This is a genomic window from Rhizobium sp. CFBP 13644, assembly GCF_014842165.1.
Taxonomy (GTDB): domain Bacteria; phylum Pseudomonadota; class Alphaproteobacteria; order Rhizobiales; family Rhizobiaceae; genus Agrobacterium; species Agrobacterium tumefaciens_C.
In genome coordinates, this window is the sequence record NZ_JACYVF010000019.1 from 1 (window position 1) to 18,186 (window position 18,186).

At 55.3% G+C, this 18,186-nt stretch carries 15 protein-coding genes and 1 tRNA gene; 1 reads left to right on the forward strand and 15 read right to left on the reverse strand.

The annotated features are described in order from the left end of the window. The 4 genes from IFT53_RS23250 to rpsL all read right to left on the reverse strand — a co-directional run. A partial coding sequence (locus IFT53_RS23250) for a GTP-binding protein (protein ID WP_192096922.1) occupies positions 1-388 on the reverse strand: 388 nt, incomplete at its 3' end. A 66-nt stretch (positions 389-454) separates the two neighbouring features. Beyond that, entirely contained in the window at positions 455-2,554 is a 2,100-nt protein-coding gene (gene fusA / locus IFT53_RS23255) for an elongation factor G (protein ID WP_192068400.1), read from the reverse strand. 27 nt (positions 2,555-2,581) lie between these two features. Then, positions 2,582-3,052 (reverse strand): 30S ribosomal protein S7, encoded by a 471-nt coding sequence (gene rpsG / locus IFT53_RS23260; RefSeq protein WP_042618536.1) that lies wholly within the window; start codon positions 3,050-3,052, stop codon positions 2,582-2,584. Between the two features lie 77 nt (positions 3,053-3,129). Continuing rightward, positions 3,130-3,501, reverse strand: coding sequence for a 30S ribosomal protein S12 (gene rpsL, locus IFT53_RS23265; protein WP_042618537.1), 372 nt, complete (start codon positions 3,499-3,501; stop codon positions 3,130-3,132). Positions 3,502-4,020: 519 nt separating this feature from the next. Between rpsL and IFT53_RS23270 the strand changes: the two genes are divergently transcribed. Next, positions 4,021-4,314 carry a hypothetical protein gene (locus IFT53_RS23270; RefSeq protein WP_042618538.1) on the forward strand — a complete coding sequence of 98 codons (294 nt, stop codon included), beginning with the start codon at positions 4,021-4,023 and terminating at the stop codon, positions 4,312-4,314. Positions 4,315-4,453: 139 nt separating this feature from the next. On the opposite strand, the gene rpoC is transcribed toward IFT53_RS23270, so the two are convergent. The 11 genes from rpoC to IFT53_RS23325 form a co-directional block, all read right to left on the reverse strand. Further along, positions 4,454-8,662, reverse strand: a complete 4,209-nt coding sequence (rpoC, locus tag IFT53_RS23275; protein WP_192068402.1) for a DNA-directed RNA polymerase subunit beta' — start codon at positions 8,660-8,662, stop codon at positions 4,454-4,456. 173 nt (positions 8,663-8,835) lie between these two features. After that, complete coding sequence (rpoB, locus tag IFT53_RS23280) at positions 8,836-12,975, reverse strand: DNA-directed RNA polymerase subunit beta (RefSeq protein WP_192068403.1); 4,140 nt, start codon at positions 12,973-12,975, stop codon at positions 8,836-8,838. Between the two features lie 259 nt (positions 12,976-13,234). Then, on the reverse strand, positions 13,235-13,606 hold the full coding sequence (rplL, locus tag IFT53_RS23285; RefSeq protein WP_042618541.1) for a 50S ribosomal protein L7/L12: 372 nt from the start codon (positions 13,604-13,606) through the stop codon (positions 13,235-13,237). Between the two features lie 58 nt (positions 13,607-13,664). Continuing rightward, entirely contained in the window at positions 13,665-14,183 is a 519-nt protein-coding gene (rplJ, locus tag IFT53_RS23290; RefSeq protein ID WP_192068405.1) for a 50S ribosomal protein L10, read from the reverse strand. Between the two features lie 359 nt (positions 14,184-14,542). Then, the gene (gene rplA / locus IFT53_RS23295; RefSeq protein WP_042618543.1) at positions 14,543-15,238 is read right to left on the reverse strand and encodes a 50S ribosomal protein L1; all 696 of its coding nucleotides are present in this window, start codon (positions 15,236-15,238) and stop codon (positions 14,543-14,545) included. A 2-nt stretch (positions 15,239-15,240) separates the two neighbouring features. After that, a complete protein-coding gene (rplK, locus tag IFT53_RS23300) occupies positions 15,241-15,672 on the reverse strand; it encodes a 50S ribosomal protein L11 (protein WP_042618544.1) in 432 nt (143 codons plus the stop codon). Positions 15,673-15,886: 214 nt separating this feature from the next. Then, entirely contained in the window at positions 15,887-16,417 is a 531-nt protein-coding gene (gene nusG, locus IFT53_RS23305; RefSeq protein WP_042618545.1) for a transcription termination/antitermination protein NusG, read from the reverse strand. Between the two features lie 21 nt (positions 16,418-16,438). Further along, a complete protein-coding gene (secE, locus tag IFT53_RS23310) occupies positions 16,439-16,639 on the reverse strand; it encodes a preprotein translocase subunit SecE (protein WP_042618546.1) in 201 nt (66 codons plus the stop codon). A gap of 185 nt (positions 16,640-16,824) precedes the next feature. After that, positions 16,825-16,900, reverse strand: a tRNA-Trp gene (locus IFT53_RS23315). Between the two features lie 129 nt (positions 16,901-17,029). Next, positions 17,030-17,923 (reverse strand): NAD-dependent epimerase/dehydratase family protein, encoded by an 894-nt coding sequence (locus tag IFT53_RS23320; protein ID WP_192068407.1) that lies wholly within the window; start codon positions 17,921-17,923, stop codon positions 17,030-17,032. A gap of 181 nt (positions 17,924-18,104) precedes the next feature. Beyond that, the coding region (locus IFT53_RS23325) for an EF-Tu C-terminal domain-related protein (protein ID WP_010051863.1) at positions 18,105-18,186 on the reverse strand (82 nt) is incomplete at its 5' end.

The following is an 18,186-nucleotide window of genomic DNA, read 5'->3' on the forward strand; positions in this document are numbered from 1 at the left end:
GGAACACAACGATGGCAGGAACGCCAACCTGACGAGCAAGCAGGATGTGCTCGCGGGTCTGTGGCATTGGGCCGTCAGCTGCGGAGCAGACCAGGATCGCGCCGTCCATCTGGGCAGCACCGGTGATCATGTTCTTGACGTAGTCGGCGTGGCCGGGGCAATCAACGTGTGCGTAGTGACGGTTTGGCGTCTCATATTCAACGTGAGCCGTCGAAATCGTGATACCGCGTGCCTTTTCTTCCGGCGCTGCGTCGATCTGATCGTACGCCTTGTATTCGCCGAAGTACTTCGTGATCGCAGCAGTCAACGACGTCTTGCCGTGGTCAACGTGACCAATCGTGCCAATGTTGACGTGCGGCTTGTTGCGCTCAAACTTGCTCTTTGCCATTCGTGGCTCTCCATTCCTGTCCCTTGAAGGGAATAAACTCTAAATTTCGTTAGGGGCGTACCCCGGTCACTTCTGACCGGAATACTTTGCCTGGATTTCCTGAGCAACGTTGCTTGGAACCGGCGAATAGTGATCGAAGGTCATCGAATACTGCGCGCGGCCCTGGGACATGGAGCGCAAGTTGTCGACGTACTTGAACATGTTGGCCAATGGAACATGCGCGTTGATAACAACGGCAATACCACGGCTTTCCTGACCCTGGATCTGACCGCGACGCGAGTTCAGATCGCCGATCACGTCACCGACGTAATCTTCAGGAGTCACAACTTCGACCTTCATCATCGGCTCGAGAAGCTGTGCACCAGCCTTCTTCGCTGCTTCACGGAAGCAGGCACGCGATGCGATTTCGAATGCCAGAACCGAGGAGTCAACGTCGTGGTATGCGCCGTCGATCAAGGTTGCCTTAACGCCGAGCATCGGGAAGCCAGCCAGAGGACCGGAAGACAGAACGCTTTCGATACCCTTCTGAACGCCTGGGATGTATTCCTTTGGAACTGCACCACCAACGATCTTGGACTCGAACTTGAAGTCTTCGCCTTCTGGGTTCGGTTCAAAGATGATCTTGACGCGCGCGAACTGACCGGTACCACCGGACTGCTTCTTGTGCGTGTAGTCTTCTTCGTGCTGACGCGTGATCGTTTCACGGTAAGCAACCTGAGGAGCACCAACGGTAGCTTCAACCTTGAACTCGCGACGCATACGGTCAACGAGAATGTCGAGGTGAAGTTCGCCCATGCCGGCGATGATCGTCTGACCAGACTCTTCATCCGTCTTGACGCGGAACGATGGATCTTCAGCAGCCAGGCGGTTGAGCGCGAGGCCCATCTTTTCCTGGTCGCCCTTGGTCTTTGGTTCAATCGCGATCTGGATAACAGGCTCAGGGAATTCCATACGCTCAAGAATAACAGGCTTCAGAGGATCGCAAAGCGTATCGCCTGTCGTTGTTTCCTTAAGACCAGCCAGAGCAACGATGTCACCAGCAAAGGCTTCTTCGATGTCTTCACGGCTGTTGGAGTGCATCTGAAGCATACGGCCGACGCGCTCGCGCTTGTCCTTGACCGTGTTGATAACAGATGTGCCCTTTTCGAGCTTGCCCGAGTAGATACGTGCGAAGGTGAGCGAACCAACGAATGGGTCGTTCATGATCTTGAACGCGAGCATGGAAAGCGGCTCAGAGTCGTCTGGATGACGTTCGATTTCGGCTTCGGTCTTGAAGTCGATGCCCTTGATCGCAGGAATATCCAGCGGCGAAGGCAGGTAATCGCAAACGGCGTCGAGAAGTGGCTGAACGCCCTTGTTCTTGAACGCAGTACCGCAGAACATTGGGTGGAACTTCACGTCGATGGTGCCACGACGAACAAGCTCACGGATCTTGTCGTTGTCTGGCAATTCGCCGTTCAGGTAGGCTTCCATTGCTTCTTCATCGATATCGACGACCTGTTCGATCATCTTTTCACGATATTCAGCAGCCTTTTCCTTCATGTCTTCCGGAATCTCAACGACGTCCCACTGAGCGCCGAGCGATTCGTCGCGCCAGATAAGAGCATTCATCTCGATAAGGTCGATTACGCCCTTGAATTCGGTTTCTGCACCGATTGGGAGCTGCATGACAACTGCGATAGCGCCGAGACGGGTCTTGATCATTTCTACCGAGCGGTAGAAGTCAGCACCGGTCTTGTCCATCTTGTTGCAGAAGATCATACGCGGAACGTTGTACTTCTCAGCCTGACGCCAGACAGTTTCTGTCTGCGGCTCTACACCGGCGTTGGCGTCGAGAAGCGCAATAGCACCATCGAGAACGCGCAGCGAACGTTCAACTTCAATCGTGAAGTCAACGTGGCCGGGGGTGTCGATGATGTTGAAACGGCGCATCTTGCCATCGCGACCCTTCCAGAAGGTCGTCGTAGCAGCAGACGTGATGGTGATACCACGTTCCTGCTCCTGCTCCATCCAGTCCATTGTGGCTGCGCCATCATGAACTTCGCCGATCTTGTGCGACTTACCGGTGTAGTAAAGAATACGCTCGGTTGTTGTCGTCTTACCGGCGTCGATGTGCGCCATGATACCGAAATTGCGGTAGTCTTCGATTTTATATTCGCGAGCCATAACGGACTGCCTTTCGGATCGGTTAGATTACCAGCGGTAATGCGAGAATGCGCGGTTGGCGTCTGCCATCTTGTGCGTGTCTTCGCGCTTCTTGACAGCGGAACCACGGTTGTTCGCAGCATCCATGAGTTCGCCAGACAGGCGATCAACCATGGTTGTTTCGTTGCGCTTGCGCGCAGCAGCGATCAGCCAACGGATCGCGAGTGCCTGACGGCGCTCTGGGCGAACATCGACTGGAACCTGGTAGGTTGCACCACCAACGCGGCGCGAACGCACTTCAACGTGCGGCGCAACGTTTTCGAGGGCCGAATGGAAGATGCCGAGTGGCTCTGCCTTTGCCTTGCCCTGAACGACGTCAAACGCGCCGTAAACGATGCTTTCTGCAACCGACTTCTTGCCGTGAAGCATGATGGCATTCATGAATTTGGTAACGATCAGATCGCCGAACTTCGGGTCCGGGTTGATCTCACGCTTTTCTGCACTATGGCGACGGGACATACTACTTGTCTCTCAACTTTGAATGACGCTTTACCACGCGGAGAACCTCGCGCAGCGCCGGAATTTGTTAAACCGAATTACTTCGGACGCTTGGCACCGTACTTCGAACGACGCTGCTTGCGGTTCTTGACGCCCTGGGTATCGAGAACACCACGGATGACGTGGTAACGAACGCCCGGCAAGTCCTTTACGCGGCCGCCACGGATCATGACAACGGAGTGTTCCTGAAGGTTGTGACCTTCGCCAGGAATGTAGCCGATGACTTCAAAGCCGTTGGTCAGGCGGATCTTGGCAACCTTACGAAGAGCCGAGTTAGGCTTCTTAGGGGTTGTTGTATAAACGCGTGTGCAAACGCCGCGCTTCTGTGGGTTTTCCTGCAGGGCAGGAACCTTATTGCGCTTTACCTGTGCCTGGCGTGGCTTGCGGATCAGCTGGTTTACGGTAGGCATATAACCATCCCTTGTAAAAACTACTTTAGCCACCCTCGCGGGTGGCGGCTATACCGTCTCCGGCAACGACGCACTCATATCGTCATGCGCAAATTGTGGCCCGATCCGGTTTCCACGGATGGGACCACCAAGAGCATAGGACGTCCTGAGACGTCTTGCGTGCAACATTCGTGTCTCGTACGTGTTTTTGGACCCTTGTTTGAGGTGAACTCCAGAGCGAGTCGCTCCAGATGGCCATGCCTCACATTGGCTCCGATGGCGGGCGTACTACTGTTTTAACCCAGTTTCGTCAAGGGTGAATCCGCATTTAGTGCCTGTGCATGCCCTGGTGACACCCTATGACGTAGCCTTTCGGAACGCTTTTAACATAAACCCACTCCCCATGCACGCTTTTACCAATCCGGCCTTTGGCTTTTCACAAAATCCGTCTATTGATTCCCTGAAGATGCTGAAGGCCGGTCTCGTTGTCCGGGCTCGTCTGCCATCTCCACACATCACAGCCAGAAAAGGGATCGCGTCATGATTACGGAACCAGATAACGACAACGGACGCGACGATGCCATGGTCTTTATCGTCATCGGCAAGGCCTATGAGCGTGAAGGCCAGGAAGGCATCGACATTCACATCATCCTGCGCGCACCAGACGATGACAGCGCTGTACGCGAGGCTCTCAACGCGCTCTCAGAGGAAGGCTTCCTTGAGGCTGATCTTGACCAGATCGGCATGCTGACGGAAGTCCCTGACGAAGAGCCACACGCCTCTGCCTACCAGGGTGCGCTTGAGGGTGAAGTCGCGATCATACGCTTCGCCTGAGGCATTCGAGCCCTCCGGGCTCGCTGACGCCTCACACAGACCCACTGAACACTCTTGCAATAAAAAACGCCCGGATCACTCCGGGCGTTTCTGTTTGTACCAGACGGGGCCCCTTGCGAGGCCCCTGCCCTGGCTGCCGTTATTCGGCAGCTGGAGCCTTGTCTGTCATGTCTTGCAGCATCTGGTTTGCGGAAGCCGAGCCTGTGCTCTTCTTGCGCTCTTCGATGATGAGCTCGTCGCGGCCCGTCGCGATGCGGCGGATCTGGGTCATGGTGCCACCGGTACCGGCTGGGATCAGACGGCCAACGATGACGTTTTCCTTCAGACCCTGCAACGTATCGGTCTTGCCGGCGATTGCAGCTTCCGTGAGAACCTTTGTGGTTTCCTGGAACGAAGCAGCCGAGATGAACGAAGGTGTCTGCAGCGAAGCCTTGGTGATACCCAGAAGAACCGGGTCGCCGTAAGATGGCTTCTTGCCTTCTTCGATCAGACGATCGTTGTTGTCTTCCATCTCGATGCGATCAACGCTGTCGCCCACGATGTACTGCGAGTCACCTGCATCGGTGATTTCCACCTTCTGCAGCATCTGACGCACGATCACTTCGATGTGCTTGTCGTTGATGACAACGCCCTGCAAGCGATAGACTTCCTGAATTTCGTTCACGAGGTAGGAAGCCAGAGCCTCCACGCCCTTGATCGCCAGGATGTCGTGCGGTGCGGGGTTGCCGTCGAGAATGTATTCGCCCTTCTCGATGTAGTCGCCTTCCTGAAGGTGGAACGGCTTGCTCTTCGGGATCAGGTATTCGACTGGCTCGACACCATCTTCCGCAGGCTCGATCTGAACGCGGCGCTTGTTCTTGTAGTCGCGGCCCAGACGGATCGTACCATCGATTTCGGCGATGATAGCGTGATCCTTTGGACGACGCGCTTCAAAGAGTTCGGCAACACGCGGCAGACCACCGGTGATATCCTTCGTCTTGGCGCTTTCCAGTGGCGAACGTGCAAGCACATCACCCTGGAAGACCTTCATGCCAGGCTCAACCGACAGGATCGCGTCAACCGACAGGTGGAAGCGGGCTTCGCTACCACGTGCAAGCTTTGCAACATTGCCGGATGCGTCCTTGATGACGATCGCAGGCTTGAGATCCGAACCGCGCGGTGTCGAACGCCAGTCAATAACCTGACGCTTGGTGATACCGGTGGATTCGTCGGTTGCTTCCAGAACGGAGAGGCCATCGACCAGATCTTCGAAGTGAACAGTACCTTCCACTTCCGTCATCATTGGACGTGTGTATGGGTCCCACTCAGCCAGACGCTGACCGCGCTTCACCTTGTCGCCATCGTCCACAAACAGCTTGGAGCCATAGGCTACACGCTGCGAGGAACGCTCGACGCCACGCTCATCGAGAATGGTGACGGACATGTTACGGCCCATCGCGATGAGAATGTTGTCAGAGTTGCGCAAGCTGTTGCGGTTCTTGATCTGAATCGTACCTTCGTAAGACGCTTCCAGGAACGATTGGTCGACCACGTTAGCCGTACCACCAAGGTGGAACGTACGCATGGTAAGCTGCGTGCCTGGTTCACCGATAGACTGAGCGGCAATAACACCAACCGCCTCGCCCATGTTAACTGGCGTACCACGCGCAAGGTCACGACCGTAGCAGACGCCGCAAACACCAACCTGAATTTCGCAGGTCAGAGCAGAGCGGATACGAACGGACTGGATGCCAGACGCTTCAATCGTCGCGATATCGGCTTCGTCCATCAACTTGCCAGCCTTGACGATGTTTTCGCCCGTGACCGGATTGTCGATATCATCGAGAGCCGTACGACCAAGGATACGTGCGCCGAGCGAAGCAACGACCTGACCGGCATCAACGATGGCAGTCATGGTGAGGCCCTTGTCGGTGCCGCAATCCGTGGAGTTGACGATGCAGTCCTGCGCCACGTCAACGAGACGACGTGTGAGGTAACCGGAGTTCGCCGTCTTCAAGGCCGTGTCCGCAAGACCCTTACGGGCACCGTGCGTCGAGTTGAAGTACTCGTTAACGGTCAGACCTTCCTTAAAGTTGGAAATGATCGGCGTTTCGATGATTTCGCCCGATGGCTTGGCCATGAGGCCGCGCATACCACCCAGCTGACGCATCTGGTTCGGAGAACCACGCGCACCGGAGTGGGACATCATGTAAATGGCGTTCATCGGCTTCTGACGACCGGTCTCTGGATCGAACTCGACAGCCTTAATACGGGCCATCATGTCTTCCGCGACTTTTTCCGTTGCCTTACCCCAGGCGTCAACGACCTTGTTGTACTTTTCACCCTGCGTGATCAGGCCGTCATTGTACTGCTGTTCGTATTCCTTGACGAGGGTTTCCGTGTCACCAACGATCTTCACCTTGGTTTCAGGAATGATCATGTCGTCCTTGCCGAACGAAATGCCGGCGCGGCAAGCATGGGTAAAGCCGAGCTGCATGATGCGGTCGCAGAAGATGACCGTGTCTTTCTGGCCGCAGTGACGGTAGACCGTGTCGATCATCTTCGAGATGTTCTTCTTGGTCATTTCCTGGTTGCAGGTCTCGAAAGGCACATTCACGTTCTTCGGCAGAAGTTCGCCAATGAGCATGCGGCCAGGTGTTGTTTCGTGGATCTTCGAAACGGGCTTGCCTTCGGCATCCACAGTCTTGAAGCGACCACGGATCTTGGCATGCAGCGTCACGACTTTGTTTTCCAAAGCGTGGTGCAACTCGCCCAGATCAGAGAAGGCCATGCCTTCGCCTGGCTCGTTTTGGTTCATGATCGAGAGGTAGTAAAGACCGAGAACCATGTCCTGCGAAGGAACGATGATCGGCTGGCCGTTTGCAGGGTGCAGGATGTTGTTTGTGGACATCATCAACACGCGTGCTTCCAACTGCGCTTCAAGCGACAGCGGAACGTGGACAGCCATCTGGTCACCGTCGAAGTCGGCGTTGAAGGCCGTGCAGACGAGTGGGTGCAGCTGGATAGCCTTGCCTTCAACCAGCATAGGTTCGAAGGCCTGGATGCCCAGACGGTGAAGCGTCGGTGCGCGGTTCAACAAAACCGGGTGCTCGCGAATGACCTCGTCGAGGATATCCCAAACTTCCGGCTTTTCCTTTTCGACCAGCTTCTTGGCCTGCTTGACGGTGGAGGAGTAACCCTTCGCATCAAGGCGAGCATAGATGAACGGCTTGAACAGCTCGAGAGCCATCTTCTTTGGAAGACCGCACTGGTGCAGTTTCAGCTCAGGACCAGTCACGATAACCGAACGACCGGAATAGTCGACGCGCTTGCCGAGAAGGTTCTGACGGAAGCGGCCCTGCTTGCCCTTGAGCATATCGGACAGCGACTTCAGCGGACGCTTGTTTGCACCCGTGATGACGCGACCGCGACGGCCGTTATCAAACAGCGCATCGACGGATTCCTGCAACATACGCTTTTCGTTGCGGATGATGATGCCAGGCGCACGAAGCTCGATCAGGCGCTTCAAGCGGTTGTTACGGTTGATCACGCGGCGATAAAGATCGTTCAGGTCAGACGTGGCGAAACGGCCACCATCCAGCGGAACCAGCGGACGCAGGTCCGGTGGAATGACTGGAACAACCTTCATGATCATCCACTCGGGACGATTGCCGGATTCCATGAAGTTCTCAACGATCTTGAGACGCTTCATGTATTTCTTCTGCTTGAGCTCAGACGTGGTTTCGGCCAGCTCAGTGCGAAGGTCGCCCGCGATCTTCTCGAGGTTCATCGAAGCCAGCATCTCATAGATGGCTTCAGCGCCGATCATGGCTGTGAACTGGTCTTCGCCGAACTCGTCAACGGCGATCATGTACTCTTCTTCGTTGAGAAGCTGGTTCTGCTTCATCGAAGTGAGGCCAGGCTCGGTCACGATGTAGTTTTCAAAATACAGAACGCGCTCAACATCTTTCAGCGTCATGTCGAGCAATGTCGAGATACGCGAAGGAAGAGACTTCAGGAACCAGATGTGCGCAACAGGTGCTGCAAGCTCGATATGGCCCATGCGCTCACGGCGAACGCGCGACAGCGTAACTTCAACGCCGCACTTTTCGCAGATGATGCCCTTGTACTTCATACGCTTGTACTTGCCGCACAAGCACTCATAGTCCTTGATCGGTCCGAAAATACGCGCGCAGAACAGACCGTCGCGTTCAGGCTTGAACGTACGATAGTTGATGGTTTCTGGCTTCTTGATCTCGCCATAGGACCACGAAAGAATCTTTTCCGGGCTGGCAATCGAAATCCGAATGGAATCGAAGTGCTGCGCCGGTACCGACGGGTTGAAAAGGTTCATGACCTCTTGGTTCATGCCTGTCTCCTTAGGGGTTTGGCCCCTTGCTTGCATCTGGCACGGTGAGTCCGCATCACCGGCCAATGCCTAAAACACGATTAACCGCAAATTGCGGCGGAAGTTTCTACCGTCAGGCCGTAACCATCGGGCGAAACAGGCAGGCACCCTGTAAGGTGCCTGCCCTTTTATTTTTATTCCGCCGCGTCAGGCAGTTGGTTCGCTGCATTGGCTTCGTCGAGCTTCGAATTTTCGAGTTCGACGCTGAGACCCAGCGAGCGCATTTCCTTGACGAGCACGTTGAAGCTTTCAGGAATACCGGCTTCGAATGTATCGTCACCACGGACGATAGCTTCGTAAACCTTCGTGCGGCCCGCCACGTCGTCAGACTTGACGGTGAGCATTTCCTGCAGCGTGTAGGCCGCGCCGTAAGCTTCCAGAGCCCAGACTTCCATTTCTCCGAAGCGCTGACCGCCGAACTGCGCCTTGCCGCCCAGCGGCTGCTGGGTAACGAGCGAGTAAGGACCGATCGAGCGAGCGTGGATCTTGTCGTCAACAAGGTGGTTCAGCTTGATCATGTACATGTAACCGACAGTCACCTTACGGTCGAAGGTTTCACCGGTACGACCATCGTACAGAACAGACTGACCCGAGTCGTGAAGACCGGCTCTCGTCAGCATTTCAGCAACGTCAGGCTCATGCGCGCCGTCGAAGACCGGCGTTGCAATCGAAACGCCCTTTCTTGACTGCTCGGCGAGACGCAACAGGGACTCGTCGTCGAAGTGTGCGACTTCGTCCTTGGCCTCACTGGCATACACTTCCGTCAGCTCGCGCTTCAGTTCAGTGATATCAAGCGACTTGTGATACTCGTCCAGCATCGCCCCGATCTTCTTGCCCATACCGGCGCAAGCCCACGCGAGGTGCGTTTCGAGAATCTGACCGACGTTCATGCGCGAAGGCACGCCCAGCGGGTTCAAGCAGATGTCGACATGCGTGCCATCTTCCAGGAACGGCATATCTTCAACAGGCACGATACGAGAGACAACGCCCTTGTTACCGTGACGGCCAGCCATCTTGTCGCCTGGCTGGATCTTGCGCTTCACAGCAACGAAGACCTTGACCATTTTCATGACGCCCGGAGGCATTTCATCGCCTCGCTGAACCTTCTCGACCTTGTCCATGAAGCGCTGTTCAAGGCGCGACTTGGATTCGTCGTACTGACCGCGAAGCGCTTCCAGCTCGGACTGAGCCTTTTCGTCTTCGACAGCGAACATCCACCACTGCGAGCGGGGATATTCGGATACGACCGCGTTCGAAAGCTCGACGCCCTTCTTGAAGCCCTTTGGACCGGCAATGGATACCTGTCCGCGCAGCATCTCGATCAGACGGCCGTAGACGTTACGATCCAGGATAGCCTGTTCGTCATCACGGTCCTTGGCAAGACGTTCGATTTCTTCGCGCTCGATGGCCATCGCACGCTCGTCTTTTTCAACGCCGTGACGGTTGAACACGCGAACTTCAACGACAGTACCAAACGTGCCAGGAGGCATGCGCATGGAGGTGTCGCGAACGTCGGAAGCCTTTTCACCGAAGATGGCGCGCAGAAGCTTTTCTTCCGGCGTCATCGGGCTTTCACCCTTTGGCGTGATCTTGCCGACGAGAATATCGCCAGGCTGAACTTCAGCGCCGATGTACACGATGCCGGCTTCGTCGAGGTTCTTCAGCGCTTCTTCCGAAACGTTCGGAATATCACGCGTGATTTCTTCAGGACCAAGCTTGGTGTCGCGGGCCATCACTTCGAATTCTTCGATGTGAATGGACGTGAACACGTCGTCAGAGACGATGCGTTCAGACATCAGGATGGAGTCTTCGTAGTTGTAACCATTCCACGGCATGAACGCGACGAGCGCGTTGCGGCCAAGTGCAAGGTCGCCGAGATCGGTCGAAGGACCGTCGGCGATGATATCGCCCTTGTTCAGAATATCGCCTACAGCGACAAGCGGACGCTGGTTGACGCAGGTGTTCTGGTTGGAACGCTGGAACTTCTGGAGACGATAGATATCAACACCGGACTTGCCGGCATCAAGATCTTCCGTCGCACGGATAACGATACGGGTCGCATCCACCTGATCGACCACGCCACCACGACGTGCGGCAATAGCAGCACCGGAGTCACGCGCAACGATCGGCTCCATGCCGGTTCCGACGAACGGAGCCTCGGCACGCAGAAGTGGAACGGCCTGACGCTGCATGTTCGAGCCCATGAGAGCGCGGTTGGCGTCGTCGTTTTCCAGGAACGGGATGAGAGCCGCAGCAACCGAAACCAGCTGCTTTGGCGAAACGTCCATCAGGTTGATGTTGTCACGTGGAGCCAACATAACTTCGCCGGAGTGACGGCAAACAACGAACTCTTCCGTGAACGCGCCTTCGCTATCCAACCCGGCATTGGCCTGTGCAACATAGTATTTCGCCTCTTCCATAGCGGAGAGGTAAATAACTTCCTTGGTCACCTTGCCGTCGATGATCTTGCGGTACGGGCTTTCGATGAAGCCGTACTTGTTGACGCGGGCAAAGGTTGCAAGCGAGTTGATCAGACCGATGTTCGGGCCTTCAGGCGTTTCAATCGGGCAAATACGGCCGTAGTGGGTCGGGTGAACGTCGCGGACTTCAAAGCCTGCGCGCTCACGGGTCAGACCGCCAGGTCCAAGAGCCGAAAGACGGCGCTTGTGGGTGATTTCCGAAAGCGGGTTCACCTGGTCCATGAACTGCGACAGCTGCGAGGAGCCGAAGAATTCGCGAACAGCAGCAGCTGCTGGCTTGGCGTTGATCAGATCCTGCGGCATCACCGTGTCGATTTCGATCGAGGACATACGTTCCTTGATCGCACGTTCCATGCGCAGCAGACCCAGACGATACTGGTTCTCCATCAACTCACCAACGGAGCGAACGCGACGGTTGCCGAGGTTGTCGATATCGTCGATTTCGCCCTTGCCGTCGCGCAGTTCGACCAACATCCGGACGACTGCCAGAATGTCTTCCTTGCGCAGCGTGCGCACGGTGTCTTCTGCATCCAGGTCCAGACGCATGTTCATCTTCACGCGGCCAACAGCCGAAAGATCGTAACGTTCGCTGTCGAAGAACAGTGACTTGAACATGGCTTCGGCCGAATCCATGGTAGGCGGCTCACCCGGACGCATAACGCGGTAGATGTCGAACAGAGCTTCCTGACGGTTCTCGTTCTTGTCTGCTGCCAGCGTATTGCGGATGTAGGCACCAACATTGACGTGGTCGATGTTGAGGATTGGAATCGTGTCGAAACCTGTCTCGAGAATGAGCTTCAGCGTTTTCTCGTCGATTTCATCGCCAGCTTCGAGATAGATTTCACCCGTCTCGTAGTTGACCATGTCTTCGGCGAGGTAGTTGCCGTAAAGCTCTTCATCGGTCGCCTTCAGCGACTTCAGGCCCTTGTCCGACAGCTGACGGATCAAACGCGGTGTCAGCTTCTTGCCGGCCTCGACAACAACTTCACCCGTGTCGGCATCGACCAGCTCGGTGATCGCCTTGGCACCCTTCAGCACGTCTGGCTGATATGGGTAACGCCAGCCATCGCCGTCACGCTCGTAGTTTGCCTTGGTGTAGAAGGTCGACAGAATTTCTTCGCCATCCATGCCCAGCGCCATGAGAAGCGATGTAGCAGGCAGCTTACGGCGACGGTCGATACGTGCGTAGACAACGTCCTTGGCGTCGAATTCGATATCGAGCCACGAACCACGGTAAGGGATGACGCGCGCAGCAAACAGAAGCTTGCCGGACGAGTGGCTCTTGCCCTTGTCATGGTCGAAGAAAACGCCTGGCGAACGGTGCATCTGCGAAACGATGACGCGCTCCGTGCCGTTCACGATGAACGTACCGTTATTGGTCATGAGCGGCATGTCGCCCATGTAAACGGACTGTTCCTTGATGTCCTTGATGGACTTCGCGCCTGTATCCTCGTCAATATCGAACACGATCAGACGCAGCGTCACCTTGAGCGGCGCTGCGTAGGTCAGATCGCGCTGACGGCACTCTTCCACGTCGAACTTCGGCTGTTCGAATTCATAGGATACGAATTCGAGCATCGAAGCACCGGAAAAGTCGGTGATCGGGAATACGGACCTGAATACAGCATTCAATCCCTCGTCGGGACGACCGCCCTCGGGCTCGTCAACCATGAGAAACTGGTCATACGAAGCCTTCTGAACCTCAATGAGGTTCGGCATTTCCGCTACTTCTGGAATTTTGCCGAAAAACTTGCGTACGCGCCTGCGACCGTTAAACGAAAGGGTCTGAGCCATCGTCGCTCCTTTAAAATTGCATCCGGGCCTGCAACGGACGGGAACCGCTGGCCAGTCGATCCCGTCAATCCAATGAGTGTCTTCAATCTCGTTTCACGTCCCGAACGATAAGGCCGGAGTGCCTGTAGCGCGCGGTTCGAAACCATTCTTTTGAAGAACCCATTACCCAAAAGCCATTTTCACGCGGCTTTTGGGTAAAAAGTTCGGTAGAAATGCAAACAGGAGACGGCGCGAACGCCGCCTCCCGAACATTCCAAGATTACTTAACGTCAACCTTGGCGCCAGCGTCTTCAAGCTTCTTCTTAAGGTCGGCAGCTTCAGCCTTGGAAACAGCTTCCTTAACAGCCTTAGGAGCGCCTTCAACGAGGTCCTTAGCTTCCTTCAGGCCGAGACCTGTGATTGCGCGGACTTCCTTGATGACGTTGATCTTGTTTGCACCAGCATCAACCAGAATTACGTCGAATTCTGTCTTTTCTTCTTCAGCGGCAGCAGCAGGACCAGCAGCAGCAGCAACTGCTACAGGAGCAGCAGCAGAAACGCCCCACTTTTCTTCGAGCATCTTGGAAAGCTCAGCAGCTTCCAGAACTGTCAGAGCGGAGAGGTCGTCAACGATCTTTGCGAGATCAGCCATGTTATAGTTCCTTTAATTCGGTTCGAACCGGTTTGAATAATTACAGCGAAAAACCGCCTTAAGCGGCTTCGTCCTTCTTTGAGTAAGCCGAGAACACGCGAGCAAGCTGGCTTGCTGGTGCTGAGACAACCGTTGCGATGCGCGTTGCAGGAGCCGCAAAGAGGCCCAGCAGTTTCGCACGCAGCTCGTCCAACGAAGGCAGGGTCGCGAGCGACTTGACTGCTTCTGCGGAGAGCGTGGTTGCGCCCATGGCGCCGCCCAGAACAACGACCTTGTCGTTAGTCTTGGCGAAGTCCATGACGACTTTCGGAGCAATCATAGGGTCAGTGCTGTATGCAATCAGCGTCTGTCCCTTGAAGAGATCGATGATCCCTTCCGACTCCGTACCCTGAAGAGCGATCTTGGCCAGGCGGTTCTTCGCGACCTTGACGGTGCCGCCAGCAGCACGCATTTTCGAACGAAAATCGTTCATCTGCGCAACTGTGACACCAGCATAGTGGGCCACGACAACTGAACCAGAAGCCTTGAAGACTTCATTCAGCTCCGTGACGAATTCGCGTTTTTCCGCTCTTTCCACTGTCTGTCTCCAGTAGATGAGAACACATTGAACTGTGAACTCATCGGGTTTGCCTTTGCCTCAAGAGACTTTGCTACCAAAATCTCAAGCGACGCTTGAGGATCCTGTCCCCCGCTCTGTCGCCGCAAACGGCTTCAGGCACAGGCACATCAGGTTCGAACCGGATTATTAAGCATCTCTTCGATGCGAAAATCCGGGCCTTACCCGTCTCATGCAGGCTAGGTGATTAAGGCCAATTCCCTGCGGAATATGAACCACCTGCAATCTCGGACAGGAGTTCCAGGTTGCCCTGGAAATTCCCGACCCTTGCGAGCCGGAAATCTTGAATGCCGCGCCTCCGTAAAGACGCGGCGAATATATTAGGCCGTAACCGACGAAGGCTCGATGCGAACGCCTGGACCCATGGTCGAGGAAATCGCTACGCGCTTGACGTAGTTGCCCTTGGCGCCAGCTGGCTTTGCCTTGATGACGGCGTCAGCGAAAGCCTTGATGTTTTCTTCGAGCGCCTTGGCGTCGAAGGAAGCCTTGCCAATACCAGCATGAACAATACCGGCCTTTTCGACGCGGAATTCAACGGCGCCGCCCTTGGAAGCCTTAACAGCTCCAGCAACGTCCATCGTAACCGTGCCAACCTTAGGGTTTGGCATCATGCCGCGTGGGCCGAGAACCTTACCAAGGCGACCGACGAGCGGCATCATGTCAGGTGTCGCGATAACGCGGTCAAAGTCGATCTTGCCGCCCTGAACGATTTCGAGCAGGTCTTCCGCACCGACGATGTCTGCACCAGCAGCCTTGGCTTCATCAGCCTTGGCACCGCGTGCGAACACGGCAACGCGAACGTCACGGCCCGTACCGTTTGGAAGGTTGACAACGCCGCGAACCATCTGGTCTGCGTGACGTGGATCAACGCCGAGGTTCATGGAAACTTCAACAGTTTCGTCGAACTTGGCAATCGCCCGTTCCTTAACCATCGAGATGGCGTCGGTCAGAACGTAAAGTGTCTTTGGATCAACGCCTTCGCGGATCTTCTGTACGCGCTTTGCAAGCTTTGCCATGATCAACCTACCACTTCCAGGCCCATGGCGCGGGCAGAACCCTCAACCATTGCCATTGCGCCTTCGATATCGGCTGCGTTCAGATCCTTCATCTTGGCTTCTGCGATCGTCTTGACCTGAGCCTTGGTGATGGAGCCGACCTTGGCGCCCTTACCAGGCGTCTTGGAACCGGATGTGATCTTTGCTTCCTTCTTCAGCCAATAGGTCATTGGCGGCTGCTTCATGACGAAGGTGAAGGACTTGTCCTGGTAATAGGTGATGACGACCGGAATCGGCATACCCTTTTCCATTTCCTGCGTAGCAGCGTTGAACGCCTTGCAGAATTCCATAATGTTAACGCCACGCTGACCAAGCGCCGGGCCGATTGGCGGGGACGGGTTAGCCGATCCTGCCTTGACCTGAAGCTTGAGCTGGCCTGCAACTTTCTTAGCCATATCTCTCTGCCTTTCAATACGAACCGGTTGCCCGGCTCTGATGCCGGAAAATCCGGCGGCTGCGGTTGCGTGGTGCGATCCCTGCCCCGGCTACGAGCCAGATGATCTTCCACGCGTTATGCGGACTTGCCGCACCACATCAGAAACAGAAACAATCGCTTGCAAGCCGTCCCTGATGTATTGATTGAAGGGCGAAACGCCCTTCGAATTCTTGTCAGACCTTTTCGACCTGCGCATATTCCAGCTCGACTGGTGTCGCGCGGCCGAAGATGGAAACTTCGACCTTAAGGCGCGACCGCTCTTCGTCGACATCCTGAACAACACCGTTGAACGATGCGAATGGACCGTCGGAGACGCGAACCTGTTCGCCGATCTCGAACGAAACCGAAGACTTCGGACGCTCGACTCCTTCCTGGACCTGACCGAGGATACGCTCGGCTTCAGAATCTGGAATCGGAACAGGCTTGTTGTCAGAGCCCAGAAAACCCGTAACCTTGGGTGTATTCTTGATGAGGTGATAGGCCTCATCCGTCAGGTTGGCGCGAACCAGCACGTAACCCGGAAAAAACTTGCGCTCGCTGTCGACCTTACGGCCGCGACGAACCTCAACGACCTTTTCGGTCGGAACCAGAATACGCTCGAACAGATGATCGAGACCCTTCTGACGAACCTTTTCTTCAATCGACTCAGCGACCTTCTTTTCGAAGTTCGAATATGCCTGAACGATATACCAACGCGCTGCCATCTCTACTCTCCGCTCAATTCGTTACCGGCCGACGCTCAGTACGAGACTGAGCAACCAGCCGATGAGCTGGTCAGCCGCAAAGAAGAACAGTGCCGCGAAGATGACCATAACCAGCACCATAGCCGTGGAAATCATCGTTTCGCGGCGCGACGGCCAAGTGATCTTCGACGCTTCGGCGCGAACCTGCTGCAGAAACGTAAACGGATTGGTTTTGGATGCCATTGACTGCCCACGCAATTACGGCACGTAAAGCCGAAATAAACGGCCCCACGCACCGCGTGTCTGTTTTGTCTTACATAAACGCCGATTCCCTCTTTAACAAGAGAAAAAAGACATTTGGCGAATTTCGCCGGTAAACCGGCACCTCACCTGCCATGCAGCGATGTACAGCGCTTGCGGATGAGGAATGGCAGGGGCAGTAAGGCTCGAACTTACGACCTGCGGTTTTGGAGACCGCCGCTCTACCAACTGAGCTATACCCCTTCAACAGCAACTGCAGAAACGAAAGCCGCTTCGGCAATTGCTATGGCGCTCCTTTAAAACGCCACGAAACGAATGGCAAGGGTGTTTTTTATTTTTTCCCCTTTGCCACCCATCAGTTTGCCGTTTCAATCAAAGTTCGACGTATTGCCGCCAGTTGTGCTCTTCCTTGAACCCCAACACATCGCGGATCTTGCGGTTGGAATACAGGCTTTCATACTCCCCGATCTCGCGAGTCCATGGAACGTTGGGGAAAAAGCGCTGAGCGAGTTCCTTCGTCGGCACATTGGCCGTTGCGGTATCGTTGGCGGCGTTGAAGACCTGATATCCAAGGCCATCCTTTTCCACGCACAGATGACATATCTGCCCAAGGTCCCGAGCATCAATGTAATTCCAGGCATTGCGCTTGCGAGTCTCCAGATCTGCGAAGAAGCCGGGAAACTTATCATATTCATGCGGCTCGATGACATTACCGATTCGCAGCGCGTATATGTCGGCGCCGTAGCGTTCCGCAAATGCCCGCGCCGTCTTCTCGTTGACCACCTTGGACAAACCATAGCTGTCCATCGGATCGACATCATAGTCCTCTTCCAGTGGGAACTGGTAAAAGTCGCGATGCCCTTCGGCGAAGCAAATGCCGTAGGTCGTCTCGCTCGATGCGACGACAATCTTCTTGATCCCGAGCTTCACCGCCGCCTCGATGACGTTATAAGTGCCCATGGTGTTAACGCGGAAGGTCTCGTTATCCGGCTTGATGAGAATGCGGGGAATCGCAGCAAAATGTATCACCGCGTCATAAGGCTTCACGCCCTGCCCCGACTCAAGATCGGGAAAATCACGGTGCATCGATAGCGAGTTGAACACTTGTCCACTGTCGGTGACATCGACCGTCAGGTTCGTCACGCCGGGGCAATCAAGCGGCGTAAGGTCGATATTATGAACCTCGTACCCCTTCGCAATCAGCCAAGGCACAACGTGCTTGCCAGCCTTGCCAGACCCACCGGTGAATAGAATACGCTTAGCCATGGAATCCTCCAGTTTCGTTAGGCAAACGCACGTGGTTCCGTACAGGCCCACGTCACGGCCATCATATCAACTCTAACTCTTCGGCCCACAATCCGTTCAGATACAAGGATCAGCCGCTGCGCGACAAACAAAAAGCCCCGCTGCTGCCAGCGGGGCTTCATGAATTTCGTAACCGAACAGATTACTCGACGATCGAAGCAACGATGCCAGCGCCGACGGTACGGCCGCCTTCGCGGATAGCGAAGCGCAGCTTTTCTTCCATC